The sequence below is a fragment of the Dyella terrae genome (assembly GCF_022394535.1).
In the GTDB taxonomy this organism is placed as follows: domain Bacteria; phylum Pseudomonadota; class Gammaproteobacteria; order Xanthomonadales; family Rhodanobacteraceae; genus Dyella.
In genome coordinates this window covers 1,131,796-1,151,618 of record NZ_CP089414.1, presented here as the reverse complement: position 1 = coordinate 1,151,618, position 19,823 = coordinate 1,131,796, and the positions used below count along the sequence as shown (strand labels likewise).

Below are 19,823 nucleotides of genomic sequence, written 5' to 3'. Positions count from 1 at the left end.
CGTAACATGCACAGAGGTCGAGGCACATCGAGAAGGACAATAGTGTCTGCAATCTGCAGTAACTCTTCCGAGACACCGTCTGCGATCCAGCATGCTTGACTGGCGATGGATTTTTCGGCCTCTCGTCGCTCGGCCGCCGGTGCTTTCTGCCAGCCCGGCCGCCAGACGATGCTATCCAGGCCGAAGTATGGCAGTCCGCTTTGCGCCGCAAGCTCGCGAGAAAATGTAGTCTTTCCTGAGCCAGCGTTTCCCGTCACCAAGACTCGTTTCACTACATTCGCTCCATGCTCGATACGCGTCGCTGATGATGAATCTTGCAAGGGTCGCTTTTGGGTGGAGGGTGGCCCCCACAAGACTACCCAATAAGATGGCCACGCCACGCTAATAGTACGTCGACGACCTCCGCATCACGATGAGGGTTGGCACCCGCGCCGATGTGGTCAGCACTTAGCCAGTGCAGGTGCTGGGCGACGTCCCTTCCGTCGACAGTCCCTTTGAGGAGCCGAAAGACCTCTGGAACGTAGCTTTCGTACTCATCTCTGGCTTGTGGGGTGCCAGCCACTCCAATGGGGTCCCACATGTAGTGGAGGACTTCGTCGGTCCTGCGGAAAAGCTCTTTGTCTTGTGGCGAAAGGCTCAATGGGACATTCCTTGCTGAATTTCTAGCGATATCCGCTTTGAGTTGAAAGCGAACTTTTTATATCGCGTGGATCACGTGGTTCCCTTTTGCACGAATGCCTCGCCGGAGGTAACCGATCACCATCGCTGTACCGCAAATCATTTACCGGATACCGCTCGTCACAGCAAAGCGACCTTTCATCCTGCTTGTGCCGACAGGTTAGCGTCACCCTGCTAGCGTGTAACACGCCAATTCTAGCCAAGCGAGTGCACCATGAAGTCGTCACTTCTAGCAGCTTCACTTATGTCTCTCGCCGGAGCCGCCAGCGCCGATCACCCGTCAGGCGACCGCTATTTGACGCCGCAGTTCAGCGCAGGCCAGAACTACAGTAACGTCTTTTCCATCTTGCGATCGATCAAGGCGGATGGCTATGACGAACATGCTTCGCGCAACGGTGGATCGGCCGACTACAGCATACTTTCAGCAAGTAACGATGGCTGGGTGACCCGGGCAAAAGGGCGCTACGACGGTCAGGCGAGTGGTGATGACTCCGTGGAGTTTCGGGACAATGGCCGAACCTATTGCCAGTTGAACGCCGGTGGCAAGACGAGCTGCAATGCGTACCTCGAGGGAAGCGGCCTGACCTACAACGCGACGATCTGGGGTGTTCCGCCAAAGCAACTGGTGCAAGGGATGAGCTGGACGGTGGATGTGAAGCAAGCGTGGGAGCTCGGCGGCTCGAACGGCACCGAGAAGGTTACCGTCGTCAGTGTCGATGCTGCGACAGATACCGCGATCCTGTTGCGTGAGGGTGCGTCGGAAGGGTTCTATTCGGAGAGCGATGCTCATACCGTTCAGCTCACCCATGACGGGCACACCGAGACACTAGAAGTAAAGCCGGGCACGTCGCACTGGAAGGGGTATACCACCTTCGTGAAAGGCGTGGTGTTCAGCGATGAACTTGTCGTGACGCGCCAGGACCTACTGGTAAGCAAGAGCGGCAGCTCGGTCAATGCTACTGAGCGCCGAGTGATGTTGCTTAACGCTGCGCCGTTCCCCACGCTTTGATCGCAACCATCAAACGGTGGTGGATCACTGTTTTCCCCTCCGGAGAAACGCGCGGCCAGCGAGCCGTAGCCAAGTAGTCCGCTCCGCGCCGAACGTGGAGGTTTCCTGCTCGCTGGCGGGCAGACTTCCCCGCAAAGTCGTCTACCTGCTGATACGGACTTCATCCGTATCAGCAGGGCATTGACCAAAGACAATGCCTGACTTGATCAAGGTCGCCTTCGTCCATTAATGACGCGGGCGTCCTTCCCGACAGCGCTGGAACCGAGCGTTCCGTCCAGTTGACGGAGTCAGCCCTGAGATGGAAGTAGGTGGCCCAAGCGATGTCTTCGTGCCCTTGGCACGCCCGAATCAGCAGGTCTTGAAAAGTACAGCTCCCGAACTCGTCCTGGCATACCTTCGCGAACACGTTCCAGTGTGGATCCATTTGGTTGAGTTTCCTATCCAGTACCGTTGCACGATGTCTGCTTTGGGGCGGAGGCGGACATCTGAATACCGCACTACTATCACCAATGCCTGCACAAGCGCAGCAGCTTGCAAAAGCGGTCAGGCAAGGTCGGAGGAGAGAATCAAGTGACCAAGACAGAAGTGATCCATGGTTCTTGCCGCTGCGGTACGGTTCAATGGCGCTTCAAAGGAATACCCGAGTCAGCGACGGTGTGCAATTGCACCGCATGTCATCGCTACGGCGCGCTGTGGGCCTATGATTTTGAAGGGGATGGTATTCACGTCTCGGGCCCGACTCAGACCTACACACAGGGTAGGTGGGTCGTGTTTCATTTTTGCTCGGTATGCGGCTGTGTCGCGTACTGGCGGGGTTTGAAGAACAGCAGCAACGGGCAGCGCCCCATGGGGGTCAACCTGCGGCTGGCCGACGTCGAGAGTGTTGCGCAAATTCCCGTTGTCCGTCACGACGGACTCGATACCACTGATGACCTGCCGCAAGACGGTCGATGCGTCATCGACTATTGGTTCTGAGTCGTCCCTCTGTCATGAGCCAAAACTGGGGTCGGAGAGAACTTTCCATGAATGCTGACAGCAGCGGCCGACTCTGACCCCTGTTCTAATAACGGCGTCCCCGGTCATGGTGATGTGGCCGGGTTTGAGCACGCCCCCCGCAACAGTGTTTAGAGCTGCAACGATCGGCTGAATCCGCAGCCGGAAACAGGCATTGAAACGGCCTTCCTTTGCGAAGGTGAAGTCAGTACTTCAAATTCAATTCGGGTACGCGTGTTCTGTTGAGCTCGAAGAGGTCTTGGAATTCCTCTTCTGTCAGTTCGTCAGGGGCGTAAACAGCCACCGGATCCCAGACGCGGTCAGTCTGCCGCGGTTGGCGCGGGCCAGCGCGCAACGAAAACCAGCGCCCATCGCGTTGGAGTAACTCGGGCGCTTCCTCCATGTGCTCGGTTTTCGCGTCATGAGAGGTCTCAAGGAACACGGCGAAGATCATGGGCAACTCCTTGTGAAGCGTGGTCGGATGTACCGATGGAAAACAACGGATCCTATCTCTGTGCAAGGAGGAGATGGACCGGGAATGGAAGCGATCGCGCGCAGTGTGGATTTTCTTAGGGCTTATAGCCGGGTTGCCGGAAAGGATGCGCATCGGCAAACGCTGGGAGTTCGAAGCAGTGCTGGCTTAACGTCGCTACGTTCGGAAAAGGCGCCATATCCAGTTTATAAAGCGCGGCGAGAATAACCTGGCCGGCGATGCAGATGTCGGCGATCGTCGGGTCGCTTCCCAGTGCGAATGGAGCCGCCGGGCGTCGACTGAGCAGTCGCTCGTAGGTCGCCAATCCTTCCATCACCCAATGCTTGCACCAGGACTCGATCGCCGCCGTATCGGCGCCGAAGGCTGCCTCGAGATGTTTGCGAACGCGCGGTACGACAAGGGGGTGGGCGTCGGCAACCGAAACAAGCGCGAGCGACCGGGCATAGGCACGTTCTTTTACGTCTGCCGGCAGCAGGCGCGGTTCCGGCTGGATGTCGTCGAGATACTCCATGATCGCCAGCGACTGAAAGATACGATGCCCTTCATGCACAAAGGTGGGCACGACGTGCTCCGCGTTCACCTCGTCATAGTCCGCGTCGAACTGTCGACCCGACAGAATGTCGACTTCAATCTCATGGAAGGGGAGCTGTTTCAGCGCAAGCGCGACACGGACGCGGAAAGCTGCATTGGAACGCCAGAAGCCATAGAGTTGGATGGTCACGGGGCTAGTCCTTTATTCGGTTTTCTGGGGATACCTTATGGACGTCGGGCTGCTCGTGAAAACGATTCATGGGATCTCGCCTAACCGGGATGTGGGTGGATTGTGCGGGGCATTGGCCTGAGGGGAAGGCCATCGTCCGGGGCAGCGGCGACATACGATTGCAATTGCAATCGATATCAGTCGATCATGCCGCGATATAATTGCGATTGCAACTCAATGGGCAGGAGACATCGCATATGGCGAACAAGGAGCCGGATCTCTGGTTCTCATTCGTGCGCTCGCATCGCGCACTGATTCGGGAGATCGAGCGTCGACTGTCTAACGCCGGCTTGCCTGCCTATGCCTGGTATGACGCACTGTGGGGCGTGGAAAGCGGCAAGGACGGCACGCGGCGCATGCACGAGCTGGCCGACACGCTCGTGATCGAACGCTACAACCTCACTCGCCTGGTGGATCGCCTGGAGCAGGAAGGCCTCGTCACGCGTGCGCGCTCCCCCGACGATGGGCGCGCGGCCTATGTCTCCATCACGGATGCGGGTCGAACGTTGCGCAAACGCATGTGGAAAATTTACGAAGCGACGGTGACTGAGCTTTTCCTCGCCCAGTTCGACGCAAAGGCACAGCGTGAGGTATCGAGTGCCCTTGATCGCGCCGCGCTGGCCGCGCGGCAATCAGGGCAGTGACGAGTGGCCGTTATCCAAAGTGACTTTCCTGGCACCAAGATCCGCTGGATAGATCACGCTGGAAGCTGACTGAGGGAGTTCCGCTATGGTCCGCTTTTGCTCCACGGAAGATCTCCTTTTCGGCGTTCGCTTCGGGGTGCGGATTCAACCAGTCGTTGCAACACACTAAAGACTGCGCGAGCAGCGTGAGTGTGTTGCAACGACTGGTTGAATCCGCAGTCGAAAGCAGACACTTGACCGACCTGTTTCCTTCGACCAAAGGGATATCGTCTTGGCGTGCCTTGTTTTTTGAAGATTGGGCAAGTTGCTTCTGCCAAAGAAGCGAATCTTCTTTTCACGAAGAAGAATTGCCGATCCACTACTGGCCGCCCGTTCTGGATCCTGATGAAGGCACCCATAGCGCTTACGTCGACGGTGCGACCGGCTTTTGAGCGGAGGAAGTATCTCCGAGGGTATTGCCGATGTAAATGCAGGTGGCAATATTCACGTTGCTCGCTTGAGCTCCTTGCGAAATGCCGTATCCATTATTACTACAAAAAAAACAGCTGCTGACGATAATGTTGGAGGTGGTGCCCAAAAATAGTCCGTCGCCACCGTTCGATCCAACACCATTTCCAATGACACCAAATGGCCCGGCTGACCCACCGAAGCGGAAGCCAATGAACGAAATTCGCGATGCGCCGTTGTCAACGGATACACCGTGACTGTTATTTACAAGTGCCGCGCCGCCTGTAAATGTGAGATCAACCACCTCTGGGCCGCTAAGAAGAAATCCACCTGCCCAAATGTTTTGAGTGGTGCTCTTTTGCGTTGAACCCCAGCAGTTATTAAAGAAGGCCATATGGCAGTTCGTGATATTCCAATTAACTTGTTGGCTGGTATCGCCAATGCAATCCGTGAACCATAGATTTTCGTTACCTCGTCCCCCAACGGTCACGAGCCCCCAGGCAACATAGTTACCCCAGGCTGCCAGGTTACTAAAGTAGAACCCTTGGGAATCTTGAATGAGAAAGCCGGTGGCTCCATTTGAGTTGGAGAGGCAATTTACTGCGTACATGTCGACGCAATTATTCGTCCAGCGAAACCCATTGCTAAGGCTACCAATAGCCTCCACTCCGCTAAAGAATAGCGCTGAGCATGCTTCGAATACGTATGCTTCAAAAAGAGGGCCGGGATAGTTTTTGCAGGTGCATCTCTCAATAAACGTCTGATTCACGTTGACGAACAGAAGGCCACAATTTCCGGACCCTGCGCTCACACTTGTCGCCTGCCCGAAGCCAAGATCAAAAATACCACAATCGTAGTAGCTTCCCTGAGTATCGCCCAATTGGATCGCCGGCGCAGAAGATTGGCCATTAATAATGCGGCTTTTATAGCCTACGCCTTGAATGCGAATGGATGACTGCGCTACAGCAGCGGTGCTATTTAAAAGATAGTCTCCCGCGGGTACGAAGAGAGTCCCCCCCAAGGGCCGTCTTCAATGCCTGAAGTGCGCCATTAAAGGCCCCGCTATCATCCGTCTGTCCGTCACCTTTGGCTCCAAAATCTTTCACATTAATGTAGCTGCCGGTCGTTGTCTGTGCCTTGACTGGTGCTGAAATTGCACCAGTTATAAGTGCTGCTGACATGCCACCAATAAAATGACGACGCTCCATGACTATCCTCCATTTTGGATTCGATAACAGGGTCAGGCTCACTTACAAGACAGTCAAAAGCGAACCTGACCCGTTTTCAATCCGTTCTGTTTAGCGCACTGATAGGATCGTTGTCGCATCTGCCTGCCGGGAGGGAACATCATTCAAGCAGGCTGATACTCGGTAGTACTCGAATCGGTAAGTCGAGTTGCGAACGATCCACGGGATATTGATGTTAGTCGCCAATCCGCCACAAGTGACGAGCTTTCGCACTCCGTCAGGCCCGGAGACGAACAACTCAATATCCTGCATGCCATTGGCTGGCGCGTAGGCCATGTTCGCCTGCAAAGTACAGGGGTTGCTGGTAGTGCTGGCGCAATTCACATCACTGAAGCTCAACAGGGAGTCGTCTGAATTGTCCGTGACCACGCGATCGGCTAGTGGTGCGTAGTTGGATAGCTGGGTGGTGGTGTTCAACAGTTGGATCGCTGCTGTTCTTACGGCAGGGTCACACCCACTACATTCTACGGCTCGCGTATTTGGCCATTGATTCACGGCGATCAGATTGATCTGTGGATTGGCTTCGAGCACGGTTTGCAGCTCGCCTTCCGTCACCGAGTCATTCTGATACGTCTCCATCAACATGATGGGCTTGCCTCCCTCGGATCCCAGTGCCTGCCAGGCCGGGACGAGGTCGCGTTCGACGTTATAGACATCGAAAGCATAGATCTTCGGCTTTACCTGGCCGTACCAAGATAGGCCCGCAAGGTGAGCAGCATCAGGGATGGTTGAGAAGCCGACTGTGTCGTCATTGCCAAATGAGAACGTGTAATCGGACCATAGGCGCTGTACGTACGCCTGCATATTAGTGCCGCCCAGTGCCTCGCATCCGAGGTCATACAGAACGTTTGTCAATCCACCGCTCATCTGCTGCTGAACAAGACGATGCGTATTGGCGATAAGGTTCCAGGCCTTTTGATACTTGGCTTCTTGCCAAGACGCATATCCCGCGTCGTAGTCCGCAAATCGAATGACTACGGTTCTGAATCCAGCGGCGCGAACCTGATTGAGAATCGCAACCAGATTGGCCTGCTGCATCGGTCGCAGTTGCCCCTGGCTATCATCGACCAATTCCCCCCCACACCCAGTTAGCGGGATAGCCGTCATCACAGCCTCCATTCGACTTGCAGGTAGAGAGATCTGCAATCGCGATGTGGATCACGATGTAGTCCATTCCCGCGGCGCGCATGTTGGCTATCTGCGCGTTCACCTTGTCCGGCATCAAGTTGTAGAGGCCAACTGGCGTCTTAAAGTTTTCCCCGGGGTGGTACCAGTTGTTGTTTGAATCGGAGACTGGGATTTCCGTGTTGTAGGTCCCCAGATCGTATGCAAAATAGACCTGTCCCCAGCCTGGAACGCCAGCCGCACAGCTTGTGGCGATGACGCACAGCGCAAGAAACGCGCTGAAGAGGTATCCGTACTTCATTTCGACTTTCTCCCTGTTGGCGTGGAATGCATTCCAGCGTTTCACGTTTCGATCGACCCTACAGCAAATGTCGTTACAAATGCCCATTCTCAATGTCAATGGACACACTAAACATGCACCGTGCGCGTCACCGGTAAGGTCCCGGCGCCGATGCATGCATACGAGAGCGCGACAACTCGTAACTTGTTGGCCTCTTTCGAAGTGTAGAGCGAATGCCGTGCGCTTGGACGATCGCAAAAGACGAGCAGAAACCACCATTCCAAGCTGCTTCGCTCCCTAGGCTTTACCTATTCACGTCAAAGGTCTGATTTTATTTGACCAACGACGAATATCACTGCAGTGCGCCGGGCGACGTCAATAGGCTTCTTGGTGTACCAGAACCCAAGCCGAATTCATCTTTATTGCAATACGAGGACAGCACGCCGTAATTCATGCGAGGCCCATCAATTGTCGGCTCTAGTTCGAGAGATCGTCACTCTGATCGGGCTGCCTGATGATGTGCGCGATGGTTCGAAAGCAGACCTCAGCCAAACTAGTGCTTAGGCTCCCAAAGCTCGACCTTGTTTCCCTCAGGATCCAAAATCCAGGTGAAGCGGCCGTTGGGGTCGCTGTCGTCACGCTTAAGGATCGTGACGCCCTTGGATTGCAGTCGCGCGAGCAAGGCATCCATATCATCCACGGCGTAGTTGATCATCCATCCACTGGTTGATGGTGCGAAGTACTTTGTCGACGCGGGAAACGCGTTCCATCCCAGAGCGGGCGGGTGCTTTGGTGCGTCATAGCGAAGAGCTGCGCCTCCCCAGGCTTCCACCGGCATGCCAAGGACATCGCGATACCACGCCGCGAGTGTCTTGGGATCTTTCGCCTTGAAAAAGACTCCACCGACGCCGGTGATGTGTCCGGCGGGAGGCGCGGACGCGGCAGTCGCCAGGCTGGTTATCGAAAGCACGATTAGACAAAGCAGGAAAATCGATCGGCTTTTCATCCACGTTCTCCCAGGTTGTATGGCTTGCTGCATTCTGACTGCTGGTATGTCCGTTTTGGAGCGAAAGTTGGCCTGACGACACCGGTGACAAGTAGCGTCCATTTGGCTTGGCCTCATGGTGCCAAGCCACAACGTATTCGCATCTTATTGCGATCACCATGCGACATAGATTGCAGCGCCGAAGCGACGGCTGCGTGCTACATTTCTAGCACTTCGCCTGCAGCCTCCGCCATCTACGTGTTGCGTCGTAAAGCCCATCGACAGATCGTCACTTGGCTAGCCTGGCTGGCCATAGCGCTTGTCGTCGTTGCGCCCCTCGTTTCGCGTGTCATGCCGGCACACGGATCCATGCCTGGCATGGCTGGCATGGCCGGCATGATGGGCAGCGATTGCCCGCATGTGGTGGTAGGTGGCGACCATCCCGACCGCCCGGCGGACGCAACGGATCGTTGCGGCTACTGTGTCTTGCTGGATCATCAGTCGCCACTTGCGGCACATGTGATCTTGCATTTGCTCCCTGCGCTACCTCGCGCCTTCATGTCCGTTGCCCTTCACGAGGCAGATGTGCGGAAGACTGCGTATGAGGATGCGCGCCCGCGCGGGCCTCCACGCTTCGTCTGATGTACCGGCGAGTGTCTGCGCGTACTTTGCGCTGAGCTGACCTTTTGCCGCCAACGCCAGCGAGGCTCCGGCCGCCGGATCACGTGCGAGACCACGTGCCCGAACGCGGCCGCGTGAGCATTCAAATACATCCGTACCGAGCGAGCCACCCTGCGTTCGCGGTACGTTATTGGAACACGCACTATGCGCGTCACCCTGTTCTCATTCGCTTTCGCGCCTCGCCGCTCATCTCTGCGGTTGGTGGGCACGACCAGTGTCTTGTTATGCCTTGCCGCCGGGTTCCCGCAGGTGGCTCTTGCTTGCGCTACGTGCGGATGCACACTTAGCACGGACGCTGCCACTGGCTATTCAACGGCCAGCGGTTGGCGGTTGAATGTCGATTACACGTTCATCGACCAGGATCAGCTTCGCCACGGCAGCAGCAAAGCTTCGCCGCAGCAAGTGGTCAATCAGCCATCCGATCCAACATTGGGTGGGGGAGAGATCGAGAAGCAGACGATTAATCGCTACATCAACGTCGGCGCGACCTACCGCTTCAATGCGGATTGGGGCCTCACGTTTGTGGTGCCTTACGTTGTTCGCGATCACGACACCTACGGCACGCAACTTGCGCCCTATACATCAAGCGAAACAGCGCCCGACCAGGTCAGCAACGCCCATGTCGCCGGCCTTGGCGACGTAAAACTCATCGGCAGTTACCAGGGTTTTCTGCCCATGCACAATCTGGGCATCCAGTTCGGCATCAAGCTTCCTACTGGTCATTACGGCGGTGAGACGGACGATGGAGATCTGGTTGGTCATCCGACGACGTTTCGCTCCGGTCCTGGCCTCGGGCAGTCGCTGGATAGCAGTCTGCAGGCCGGCACGGGAAGCACGGATCTCATTATCGGCGGCTACTACTATCAGCCCGTCAGCCAAAATTTCGATATGTTCGTGAATGGGCAGTTCCAGGCCGCCGTGAGCGAGCGGATGGATCAACCGGGTGCCGACTTCCGGCCGGGCAACCTTGCCTCAGCCAGCTTTGGCTTGAGATACGAGGCGCACGCAAACTGGGTGCCGCAACTGCAGATCAACGTCATTCGCCGCAGCGCCGATCAAGGCGCATTCGCTGACCGGCCGGATACGGCCGGCACAGTGGCGTACGTCAGCCCCGGCATCAGCGCGAGCCTGACCAGGAGCATCCAGTTCTACGCGTTCGTACAGGTACCGGTATACAGCCATCTGCAGGGATATCAGTTGTTCCCGCACTGGACGGGTACGGTCGGTCTCAGCATGAAACTGTGACCTTGCTTGCACACAAGAGAGCATGGTCGTCAACGCGACCATGCTTTAGCAACCCGAGGAACGAACCTTCAATGTTTGCAACGCGACACGCTCGAATGAAACACCTGTGCTCATCCATCATGGCATTCCTGCTGTTGATCAGTGCATCCGTGGCATGTGCCAGTGACCTTCGCGAAGGGCAGCCGGCGCCAACCATTGCGCTCGATACGCTGGATGGGCGACACATCATCGCTCGATGAGCTCCGTGGAAAAACGGTCATCGTCACCTTTTGGGCAACGTGGTGCGAACCCTGCCGCGATGAATTGCCCCTGCTATCTCGCTACGCACAGGAGCATGCAGGCGACCATCTTGCCGTACTGGCTTTTAGCCTTGATACGCCGGACACGTTAGTGCAAGTGAAGAGGATCGCATCCACGCTGAGTTTCCCAACGGGTCTTCTCTGTGATCCGCACGTGCCGGGGTACGGCCGTATATGGCGCCTTCCGGTAAGTTTCATCATTGATCGGAATGGCCTTCTCGTCCATGACGGGTGGAAAGACAAGCAACCCGAACTCAATCGCGATCGGCTCGAGCAGGTGGTAACTCCACTGTTGGAGAAGCCGTCTCACTGATACATAAGCTGAGGTGGCGCACCCGATGTGCAGCAGTAGCTCGCTGCTTGCAATGAAAGTGTCCGTCTTCCTGCAAGGGCAGCGTTATCCGCGCCTGGCAAAGTAGCGGCTTGGCGTATCGCCAAAGCTTCGACGGAACATGGCAATGAAGTTGCTCGGTGTGGCATAGCCCAGTGCATCGGCAATCTCTGCCACAGAAACATCATTCGCGAGCATTTCCAGCGCGAGGGTCAAGCGTGCCTGCTGGCGCCATTGCGCGAAGCTGAGCGCCGTTTCAGTCAGAAAGAGGCGGCTGAGGGAGCGAACGGACAGGCCCGCCCAGTGTGCCCATTGCTCGATGGTTCGCGCATCGTGCGGATGCTTGAGTATGGCCTGTGCAATACGAAGCAGGCGGCGATCGCTGGGCATGGGTAGGTGCAGTGGTTCGTGTGGCGCGTTGCGGATCTCCTCAAGCAACACAGCCATTATGCGTTTTTGCGCCGTCGCCAGCACGTCCTGATCGGACCACACGACTGCTCTGCGCACCAGCGCAAGCATGAGTTCGTTGAGGCCCATGACACACGGTTGGCGGGGCAGGGCACGACAGGCTCGCGGGGCTATGAACAAGCTCCAGCCCCCCCGTTACGCCGCTGATGCTCACTTTGTGTGGCTCGCCTGGTGGTATCCAACCCGCGCGTTGCGGCGGTAGTAGCCAGGATCCATGGGTGGTGCGCACGTGCATCAGGCCACTCTCGACGCAAAACACCTGGCCGCGGTGATGGTGGTGCCAATCCACCTCGCGCGTACCAAGCCGGAAGTCGCCAACTGTTGCCGCGTCGCCACGAGTAGCGATCAGGTCAGGGCCGTCCGTTCGCTCACTGTGATCGATGAGTGCTTCGACAAGGCGTTTTTTTGTCATGACCAGATTTCATTATTTTCTGTCCATATAACGTTATCTGGTTTTTGCTGGCTGGCCCACCATGGGTTCCTGTCGCGGATTCACAGCGAACTACGCGCGCCCTCGTTCTTGCCATCTGATAGGTCTTCCCAATGAACCCCATGGAATCGTTCTCCATTCACGACCTGACGTCTTTCCCGCTGGTGAGGATGAAAGATGACGCAGCGATGCCCGGTTACGCCGCGCAATGGGCGAAGGAGATGGATGCACTGCTTTTGCTTTCTCGTCCTTTCGTGATGCTGCATGGCTCCGGCGAAGGCGGCGAAGCTCATGAGGACAGGAAGGAGCGGGGGCTCTGGCTGAAGCGCCACAAGGAACAACTGGGTCGCTATTGTCTCGCCATGATTGGCATCGAAGCCGATCCACTCAAACGCCAGGCCATGAAGGCCATGTCCGCGATGGCAACCAAAGCCTTTGGCACGCCAACGTACGTCGTGGAAAGTGATCAGGAGGCGGTCAAGCTGGCTAACCGCTTGCTGGGTGCGTTTGACGGGAAGGAGGTCGTGAGCGATGCGCGCTGACGTTCTCCGTGTCGCCATTGTGGGCGCAGGCCCTGGTGGGTTGTGCCTTGCGCAAGGCTTGAAAAAGCGTGGCATACGATTCGATGTGTTCGAACGCGATCACGCCGCCAACAGCCGAACTCAGGGCTATCGCATTCGCATCGATCACACCGGGCAGAAAGCATTGGCAGCCTGCCTTCCTAATGCGTCCTACGAGTTGTTCCAGCGCACCTGTGCACTCCCTGCCGTGGGCGTCAATGTGCTGGATGCTCAATTGAAGGACGTTTCGGGACGATGGGTGAGTGCCTGGCGAAAGACGCCATCGGATGCTGATGATGCAGATCGATGCGCCCATCGGCAAACGATGCGCGAAGTATTGATGCACGGCATCGAGCGACACGTCCAGTTCGGCAAGGCCTTTTCCCACTATGAGGAAGGGCGCGACGGCGTGACCTTGCACTTTACCGACGGCAGTACCAGCGACGCCGACGTACTGGTTGGTTCGGACGGTATCCATTCCGCAGTGCGAGGCCAACGACTGCCTGGTCATGACCCGATGGATACGGGGTCTTTATGCATCTATGGAAAGGCCTGTCCGGAGCGGATGAGGGCTACGCGCGGGGTGGAAGCGCTGCACGACAAGACATCCATCGTCTTTGCGGACGGCATGTCGGTAATCATGGACGCCATGCCATTTGATCCATCGGCGTTCGAGTCACCGGAAGGTGGCGTGAAGCTCACTCGCGTCGATGACTATTTTTACTGGGCCATCATTGGCACGCGGGCGGCCTTTGGGCTTGCCGACGGCGCGTCGCTTTCGTTGGGGCGAGAGGATATCAAGGCCTTGGTTGGCAGGGCGGCGCGGCCATGGGCCTATCCGCTGCGGGCGGTGTTTGAATGCAGCGACGCCGCAAGCTTGGCCATTGCATCAGTACACAGTGCGGCGTCGCTGCCGTCCTGGGAGACGGGTCGGGTTACTTTGCTGGGCGACGCTATCCACGCGATGAGCCCGGCCGGTGGTTTGGGTGCCAACACGGCATTGCGGGATGCCAACGTGCTCGCGGAGTGCCTGGCTGACTCGTGCGCAGGAGGGGTGTCTGTTCTGTCGGGGATTGGCCGATACGAGGCGGCCATGCGCTCCTACGGTACAAGTGCCCTGGCTGCTTCTGAGTCGAGCGCTCGCGCCTTGTTTGATGTCAGTGGCGAGGCTTGAAAGAAGAAGGATGTTGACGGGTGTATTGACGTGGTAGCGGTGGATCCACGGACGTCCGCCTCGGGTTGAAGGCAGCCCGACAGGAGCGATCGTTGCAGTGCCCACCGCTGACTCTATTCACGCGGGTGGAGAGTCGCGGCGTCGCCGGCGTGGCAAGCCCACCCCGGCGACGCGGTGCGTCTGGGCTTTGGAGATTAGGGCAGCGCGTTCACATCCACATCCGGCTTGTGGTTCACCGGCGTGCGCGTAAAGGTCTGGCCTGATGGCACGGAGTTGCTGAAGAAGCCATCGTTACGCAGGTAGAACTGGTTGCCGATAACGCCGCCGGCAAAGTCGAGTCGCTGGCGGTTGAGTCCGGTCGGGTCGACGTCGTAATAGGCGGAAGTGATTTCCGTCCATTGACCATCCGCACCCACCGCCCATTGATTGCCGTAGTGCGCGGAGCGGCCCATGTAGCCGTGGTCGGGGTCGAACGATTCCAGGAACGAGTACATGCCTTTCAGGTAGGTGGATGTGCCGGGGTACTTCCACGTGGCGATGAACTTCCAGTCGCAGCCATCCTTGTGCGCATCGGCGTGGCGATCGTGCGGTGCGCGGCTGAACCACGCGGAGAACAGCGTGTTGCCGTTGCCGTCGGGTTGGGCGCGGGTGATGAAGCGATACGTTTCGCCGGCCACCCAGGGATAAACCAGATGGCTTTGGCCGCCCGTACCTTCGCCGCCGAAGTTGTCGACGATGACGTGCGGACCCTGCTTGACCAACGTCGTGCTGCCTTGCGTGGGATCCCACACCGAGAACAGCACCCAGCGCTCAGTGGCGGAGACCGTTTGCATACCGAAGTAGCCCACGTTGAAGCCGTCAGCCATGTAGTAGGAGCCGATGGGGTCCTGGCCATCGGGCACGGTGACTTCGCTGTAGAAGTACTCCGTGTTGGCGGGCACGTTGAAACCCAGGTGCACGGAGGGGCCGCGACGTGACCAGTAAAAGTTGCTGGGGTCGTTGGCGAATACCGTGCCCGTCGCGGTGGCGCTGCCTGAAATCTGCAAGCCCGAGATGTCGCCGAAATAGCCCCCGTCGCTGGAGATGCCCTGCAGATCGACCTTGACGTAACCCGGCTTGCGGATAGTGAAGTTACCCACCGGAACGACGGGTGACGCGACGGAGGACAGTTTGACCACGCGTGCCTGGTCGCCAATCGAGACCTTGATCGCGCTATGGCTGCCGCCGTTGAGCGCGCCCACCAGCGCAAGGTTCAACTCGCCCGCTTGTTGTACGTCGAAGTACACGCTGACGACGGCCTTGGGCGAATCCCAGTTGTGCAGGCCGGTGTCGGTAATCGTCTCGTCGCCTGCGGGCGACGGGTGGGTGACGTAGGCGTTGCCGCCCAGCGGTACGGTGGGCGCGGCGTCCTGCGCGGTTGCCGTGCTGGCAAACAGGCACATGCCCATGCTTATCCCCAAGCCTAAAGCCAGGTAGCGCATAACTGCTCCTCTCGGTTGAGATGGTGGTGCAGCGATAGACCGCCCGGAAGTGGCAAGGCATGGGCGGATGGAAGCCTGGGCTACCCTCGGTCGCCCTTTCGTTGGACGGCTCAGGATAACCAATCGAAAGTATTCGACAGAATTAATAATGAAATGAAATGCGATTGCAAGTGCCTGGCCTGCAATCCGCCCTCAATGGCGGGCGCGCGGGTTCCGCAAGGCAGGGCAGCGCACCCCGGTCGCGGGGCTCGATCTCTCAAGCCCGGTGCCCACAGGTTGCGGGCGATGTGTATGACTTGGGCGGCCGGCTTACACGTACTGCATCTTGATGGTCATGCCGCCATCGACGACGAAGTGCTGGCCGGTGATGAAGGACGACTGTGCCGACAGCAGGAGCACGACCAGTGCACCGATGTCCTCAGGAATGCCGACGCGGCCTGCGGGATGCTGCGCGTGGTCGCGACGGCTGAGTGAGGGAGCCTGACGCTCGGCAGGTTTGCGCCACGCATCGGTGGCGATCCATCCGGGAAGAATGGCGTTAACCCGGACGTCAGGGCCTGCGCTTATCGCGAGTGCATGCGTGAAAGCGAGCAGGCCACCCTTGGTTGCGGCATAGGCTTCCGAATCTGCTTCTGATTGCAGTGCACGCGTGGAGGCGATGTTGATCACCGCACCTTTGTGTTGTTTCAGGTCGGCCAACGCGTGCTTGCTGCAGAGAAAGGGGCCGGTGAGGTTGGTGGCCAGGTAGCGATTCCAGTGATCGAGCGACAGTTCATCAAGCGGGCCGGTGTGTGGGTTGGCGATACCTGCGTTGTTCACCAGTCCGTCGATACGGCCGAAGCGTTTGCGTGCGGCCGCCATCCACCGGCGAACGCTGGTTTCGTGTGACACATCAAGCACGGCGAAGGCCGCACGCTTGCCGACGTTCCATTCGTCGATGCAAGCCTTGCCGGCTTCCGCATCCAGATCACCGATGAAAACGTTGCCGCCCGCGCCGAGCACGGCCTGCGCGATGCCGCGACCGATGCCTTGCGCACCGCCCGTGACAAGGACGGTCTTGCCCGCGAGCGGCGCAGCGTCGAACGGGGCGATGGAGGGCGTACTGATCATGGTGGGCGTTCCCGGTGTAAGGCGGTGCGGGCGCATAGCCCGCATAGGCTAAGGCGTGGCGATCCCATGGGCGAGCGTCACCGATGCGCCCGCACTGTGCTGGCGAGCCATCGGCCAAACGGCCTAAATCTCAATGCGGACACGCCACGGATTTTCCGCAAGGGTTTTCGTTCCTGTTGCCACGCGGGCATCGACAAGCCTTTGAGTGCCGGAGGTGATTTCACGGCTTGCGTTCTTTTCGCCGAATCCATGTGCGGCAAGACATAGAACCAATGGTTTTGTCAAGTTTTGAAGGGGCGTGGATATACTCGCAAGTGACGCAGTTCACACTTTTTGTGTACAGGGGCCCGCCATGAAAGTACTTCCTCTGTTGTTCGCCGTTTGCGTTACCGCGTTGCTTTCTGCCTGCGCGACAGGCGGTGGCTCAACCGAGGCGCCGAAGATCGATCCGGGCGCACAGGCGGTGTCCACCTATCTGATCGGAGTCGATGACCAGCTGCAGGTGACGGTCTGGCAGAACCAGGACCTGAGCGTGAGCGTGCCGGTGCGACCGGACGGCAAGATCACCGTGCCCTTGATTGGTGACGTGATGGCCGGCGGCAAGACGCCGGAAGAAGTCGCCGCCGCGATCAAGGAAAAGTTGGGCTCGTATGTTCGTGATCCGCAGGTGGCCGTGATCCTCACCGCGCTGCGTAGCCACGAATACCTGTCCCGCGTGCGCGTGACGGGAGCTGTGCGCCAACCGGTATCGCTTCCTTATCGTCAGGGCATGACGGTATTGGATGCCGTGCTGGCAGCGGGTGGTACCACGGAATTCGCGGCGCCTGATCGTACGGAGCTGTTTCGTGAAGGCAAGGATGGCGTAACCACGCCCTATGCCGTGCGCTTAGACAAGGTGCTGCAGAAGGGTGATCTGGACACCAATTACCCGGTGCAACCGGGGGACGTAGTCACTGTGCCGATGCGGTCGTTCTGAGGCCGCCAGAAGGTTAAGGGGAGGGCATCGCCATGAGCGGAGAACTCAGGCCGATGGCAAGCCTGGTACCAGCGTTGATCAACGAGGCGCGTCGTCGCCGACTCGCACTGGGTATCGCGTTTGCTGTGATCGCATTGGCTGCTTTGACGGCCGGCATGTTGTGGCCGCGCAAGTACGTCGCGTCGACGACGATCCTTGCGCAGGAAAGCAGCATCATCACGCCGTTGATGGAAGGCGCTGCGGCGCCCACGGCCAACAAGAACCGCGCAAGCATGGCGCGCGACGTGATCTTCAGCCGCAAGGTGATGGCGAAGATCCTGGATGCCGGTGGCTGGATGGCTACCAACCCTACGCCGGTGGAGCAGGACCGTATCGCCGAGGGCATCAAGTCGCGTACGCAGGTGGACATCACGCACGACAACCTGATCACCATCACCTACAGCGACAACAATGCTCGGCGCACCTATGAAGTGGCGCGTTCGTTCGCCCAGTTGTTCATCAGCGAAAGCCTGGCATCGAAGCAGCGCGAGAGTCGTGAGGCGTACGAGTTCATCAATAGCCAGGTCGAGGCCTACCGCGCCAAGCTCACTGACGCGGAAGACAAGCTGAAAGCGTATCGCGATGCCAACGCCGACGCGCGGCCCGGTAATGAAGCCGACACGGCAGCACGCATCAGCCAGTTGCGCACGCAGATCGAAACGGCGCGCATGGACATGATGGAGCGCCGTTCGCAGGAGGGTTCGCTGGCCTCGCAACTGAATGGCGAATCCGAAGTCAGCACGGTGCAGACCACCGGTGGCGTGCTGCAGGCGCAGATCGGCGAGTTGCAGGCGCAGCTCAACCGATTGCAGTTGACCTATACGGACTCGTACCCGGATGTGGTGCGTGTGCGGCATCAGATCGAAGATCTGAAGAAGCAGCTCGCTAGCGAAGACCAGCGCGCGCAAGCGGCGAAGGCCTCCGGTACGGCGACGGCCCTGGACAACAACGTAAGCTTCAACCCCGCCTATCAAGAGATCAAGACACAGCTGGCCTCTGCGCGCGCCGCCAGCGCCGCCGCCGGGGCGCGCATGGGTGCGAGCGAGTCGATGCTGCAGTCGGAACTAGACCGCGCTGCGCGCATAGCCAGTTCGGAAAACGTTACGGCCGAGCTAACGCGCGATTACAACGTCAATCGCGATGTCTACCAGGATCTGCTCAAGCGCCGTGAAAACGCGCGCGTGTCGATGAACCTGGATGCCGAGCAGCGCGGCCTGACCTTCCTCGTGCAGAACCCGGCCGTGTTGCCACTGACGCCATCTGGCCTGCGCTTCATGCACTTCGGCATGGCCGGCATGGGGCTGTCCGTGCTGCTGCCGCTGGGCCTGCTGCTTGCGTTGGTCTGGTTTGACCCGCGCGTGCGCTCGGTGTGGCAGCTCGAACAGGCCATCGGCGCGCCTGTGCTGGCCACCATTCCGTTCTATCCCACGCCGGGCGATCGCCGCCGCGACCGCATGCGCAACATGACGGTGGCCTTGATCGTGGCCGGCGTGATCGCCGTCTATCTCATTGCCGTGTGGATCCGGCTGAAGGGATGACCATGAAGAATCTAGAAGACGACAACATGTCCGATCGCATCAGCGAAGTGCTGGAAGCGGCTGCCCATAGTCTGGAGATACGCAAATCATCCAGCCAGTCGATTGCACGCATGCACGAGGAGGGCGGCGCACTGGCGCCGATCCAGCTCGAACAGCGGCGGATGATTCATCGCGAAGAGTCGGTGCGTCAGCAGTCCGATGCGTTCCGTGAAATCCGCACGCGCTTGCTCGCCATGGGTGGTCACCAGAATTTCGTGACGCTGGTGGTGGCAGTCAGCCCGCACTCGGGAAGCAGTTTCGTGGCGCGTAATCTGGCCGCGGCCTTCGCGTTTGATGAGGCCAAGACCAGCCTGCTGGTCGACTGCAACGTGCGCTACCCGAACCAGCACAAGGTAATGGGTGTAGAGCCCGCGCACGGTGGCCTGAGCGACCTGATGGACCACCCGGCGATCGGCATCGAGTCGATCATCTATCACACCGGCGTGCCGCATCTGCGCTTGATCCCGGCTGGCAAGCCGCGCGAAAGCAGCAGCGAATACTTCACGTCGCATCGCATGCGCGCGGTGATCGACTCACTGCGCTCGCGTTACGCCGATCGCTATCTCTTCCTCGATGGCCCGGCCATCAAGGGCGCTCCCGATGCCCGCATCCTCGCTGACCTCGCCGACTTCGTCGTGGTGGTGGCCGGCTATGGACGCGACACGCCGGGGGCGATCAGTCAGGCATTGAGTCATTTCGAACCAAGCAAGCTCGCAGGAGTGGTGTTCAACCAGGCGCCCTAGATGGATAGGGAGAAGGAGATGCCGTCCCTGGAAGGAACGGCATCCCGA

At 58.6% G+C, this 19,823-nt stretch carries 22 protein-coding genes; 12 read left to right on the top strand and 10 right to left on the bottom strand.

The genetic code is table 11. The annotated features are described in order from the left end of the window. Positions 1-892: 892 nt before the first annotated feature. Complete coding sequence (locus DYST_RS04705; RefSeq protein WP_239950421.1) at positions 893-1,687, top strand: hypothetical protein; 795 nt, start codon at positions 893-895, stop codon at positions 1,685-1,687. A gap of 570 nt (positions 1,688-2,257) precedes the next feature. After that, positions 2,258-2,662 (top strand): GFA family protein, encoded by a 405-nt coding sequence (locus tag DYST_RS04700; protein WP_239950420.1) that lies wholly within the window; start codon positions 2,258-2,260, stop codon positions 2,660-2,662. Positions 2,663-2,885: 223 nt separating this feature from the next. Here DYST_RS04700 and DYST_RS04695 read toward each other — a convergent pair whose 3' ends face one another. Beyond that, the gene (locus DYST_RS04695; protein ID WP_239950419.1) at positions 2,886-3,134 is read right to left on the bottom strand and encodes a hypothetical protein; all 249 of its coding nucleotides are present in this window, start codon (positions 3,132-3,134) and stop codon (positions 2,886-2,888) included. A gap of 115 nt (positions 3,135-3,249) precedes the next feature. After that, positions 3,250-3,894 carry a maleylacetoacetate isomerase gene (maiA, locus tag DYST_RS04690; protein WP_239950417.1) on the bottom strand — a complete coding sequence of 215 codons (645 nt, stop codon included), beginning with the start codon at positions 3,892-3,894 and terminating at the stop codon, positions 3,250-3,252. Between the two features lie 236 nt (positions 3,895-4,130). Here maiA and DYST_RS04685 point away from each other — a divergent pair, with 236 nt between their 5' ends. After that, positions 4,131-4,577, top strand: a complete 447-nt coding sequence (locus DYST_RS04685; protein WP_239950416.1) for a MarR family winged helix-turn-helix transcriptional regulator — start codon at positions 4,131-4,133, stop codon at positions 4,575-4,577. Between the two features lie 233 nt (positions 4,578-4,810). Then, complete coding sequence (locus tag DYST_RS04680; RefSeq protein WP_239950414.1) at positions 4,811-5,008, top strand: hypothetical protein; 198 nt, start codon at positions 4,811-4,813, stop codon at positions 5,006-5,008. Here the strand turns inward: DYST_RS04680 and DYST_RS04675 are convergent. The 5 genes from DYST_RS04675 to DYST_RS04655 form a co-directional block, all read right to left on the bottom strand. Further along, on the bottom strand, positions 4,981-5,904 hold the full coding sequence (locus DYST_RS04675; protein WP_239950412.1) for a hypothetical protein: 924 nt from the start codon (positions 5,902-5,904) through the stop codon (positions 4,981-4,983). The genes DYST_RS04680 and DYST_RS04675 overlap by 28 nt on opposite strands. A 94-nt stretch (positions 5,905-5,998) precedes the next feature. Then, positions 5,999-6,232: a glycosyl hydrolase family 28-related protein gene (locus DYST_RS04670; RefSeq protein ID WP_239950410.1), complete on the bottom strand. Its 234-nt coding sequence runs from the start codon at positions 6,230-6,232 to the stop codon at positions 5,999-6,001. A 90-nt stretch (positions 6,233-6,322) separates the two neighbouring features. Beyond that, entirely contained in the window at positions 6,323-7,309 is a 987-nt protein-coding gene (locus tag DYST_RS04665; RefSeq protein ID WP_239950408.1) for a hypothetical protein, read from the bottom strand. Positions 7,310-7,331: 22 nt separating this feature from the next. Then, positions 7,332-7,742, bottom strand: coding sequence for a hypothetical protein (locus DYST_RS04660; RefSeq protein ID WP_239950406.1), 411 nt, complete (start codon positions 7,740-7,742; stop codon positions 7,332-7,334). Positions 7,743-8,229: 487 nt separating this feature from the next. Further along, entirely contained in the window at positions 8,230-8,682 is a 453-nt protein-coding gene (locus tag DYST_RS04655; protein ID WP_239950404.1) for a VOC family protein, read from the bottom strand. 84 nt (positions 8,683-8,766) lie between these two features. On the opposite strand from DYST_RS04655, the gene DYST_RS24285 reads away from it, so the two are divergent. The 3 genes from DYST_RS24285 (at position 8,767) to DYST_RS04645 (ending at position 11,199) form a co-directional block, all read left to right on the top strand. Then, complete coding sequence (locus tag DYST_RS24285; RefSeq protein WP_428993982.1) at positions 8,767-9,303, top strand: DUF2946 domain-containing protein; 537 nt, start codon at positions 8,767-8,769, stop codon at positions 9,301-9,303. Between the two features lie 369 nt (positions 9,304-9,672). Further along, positions 9,673-10,587, top strand: a complete 915-nt coding sequence (locus DYST_RS04650) for a transporter (protein ID WP_239950402.1) — start codon at positions 9,673-9,675, stop codon at positions 10,585-10,587. Positions 10,588-10,800: 213 nt separating this feature from the next. After that, entirely contained in the window at positions 10,801-11,199 is a 399-nt protein-coding gene (locus DYST_RS04645) for a peroxiredoxin family protein (RefSeq protein ID WP_239950400.1), read from the top strand. Between the two features lie 84 nt (positions 11,200-11,283). Here DYST_RS04645 and DYST_RS04640 read toward each other — a convergent pair whose 3' ends face one another. Next, positions 11,284-11,754, bottom strand: a complete 471-nt coding sequence (locus tag DYST_RS04640) for a helix-turn-helix domain-containing protein (RefSeq protein WP_239950398.1) — start codon at positions 11,752-11,754, stop codon at positions 11,284-11,286. Positions 11,755-12,237: 483 nt separating this feature from the next. Here DYST_RS04640 and DYST_RS04635 point away from each other — a divergent pair, with 483 nt between their 5' ends. Continuing rightward, positions 12,238-12,657: a GntR family transcriptional regulator gene (locus tag DYST_RS04635; protein ID WP_239950396.1), complete on the top strand. Its 420-nt coding sequence runs from the start codon at positions 12,238-12,240 to the stop codon at positions 12,655-12,657. Continuing rightward, positions 12,647-13,849: an FAD-dependent oxidoreductase gene (locus DYST_RS04630; RefSeq protein WP_239950392.1), complete on the top strand. Its 1,203-nt coding sequence runs from the start codon at positions 12,647-12,649 to the stop codon at positions 13,847-13,849. The genes DYST_RS04635 and DYST_RS04630 overlap by 11 nt, the downstream gene beginning before the upstream one ends. Before the next feature lie 194 nt (positions 13,850-14,043). On the opposite strand, the gene DYST_RS04625 is transcribed toward DYST_RS04630, so the two are convergent. After that, a complete protein-coding gene (locus tag DYST_RS04625; protein WP_239950390.1) occupies positions 14,044-15,330 on the bottom strand; it encodes a DUF3472 domain-containing protein in 1,287 nt (428 codons plus the stop codon). Between the two features lie 309 nt (positions 15,331-15,639). Beyond that, entirely contained in the window at positions 15,640-16,440 is an 801-nt protein-coding gene (locus DYST_RS04620) for a glucose 1-dehydrogenase (protein ID WP_239950388.1), read from the bottom strand. A 352-nt stretch (positions 16,441-16,792) separates the two neighbouring features. Between DYST_RS04620 and DYST_RS04615 the strand changes: the two genes are divergently transcribed. From DYST_RS04615 to DYST_RS04605, 3 genes are read left to right on the top strand one after another with little or no spacing between them, the layout of a single operon-like run. Further along, positions 16,793-17,416 (top strand): XrtA/PEP-CTERM system exopolysaccharide export protein, encoded by a 624-nt coding sequence (locus DYST_RS04615; RefSeq protein ID WP_199179037.1) that lies wholly within the window; start codon positions 16,793-16,795, stop codon positions 17,414-17,416. A 32-nt stretch (positions 17,417-17,448) separates the two neighbouring features. Then, positions 17,449-18,993 carry an XrtA system polysaccharide chain length determinant gene (locus DYST_RS04610; RefSeq protein ID WP_239950386.1) on the top strand — a complete coding sequence of 515 codons (1,545 nt, stop codon included), beginning with the start codon at positions 17,449-17,451 and terminating at the stop codon, positions 18,991-18,993. Positions 18,994-18,995: 2 nt separating this feature from the next. Next, positions 18,996-19,775 (top strand): polysaccharide biosynthesis protein, encoded by a 780-nt coding sequence (locus tag DYST_RS04605; protein ID WP_233202626.1) that lies wholly within the window; start codon positions 18,996-18,998, stop codon positions 19,773-19,775. The last annotated feature ends 48 nt before the right edge of the window (positions 19,776-19,823 follow it).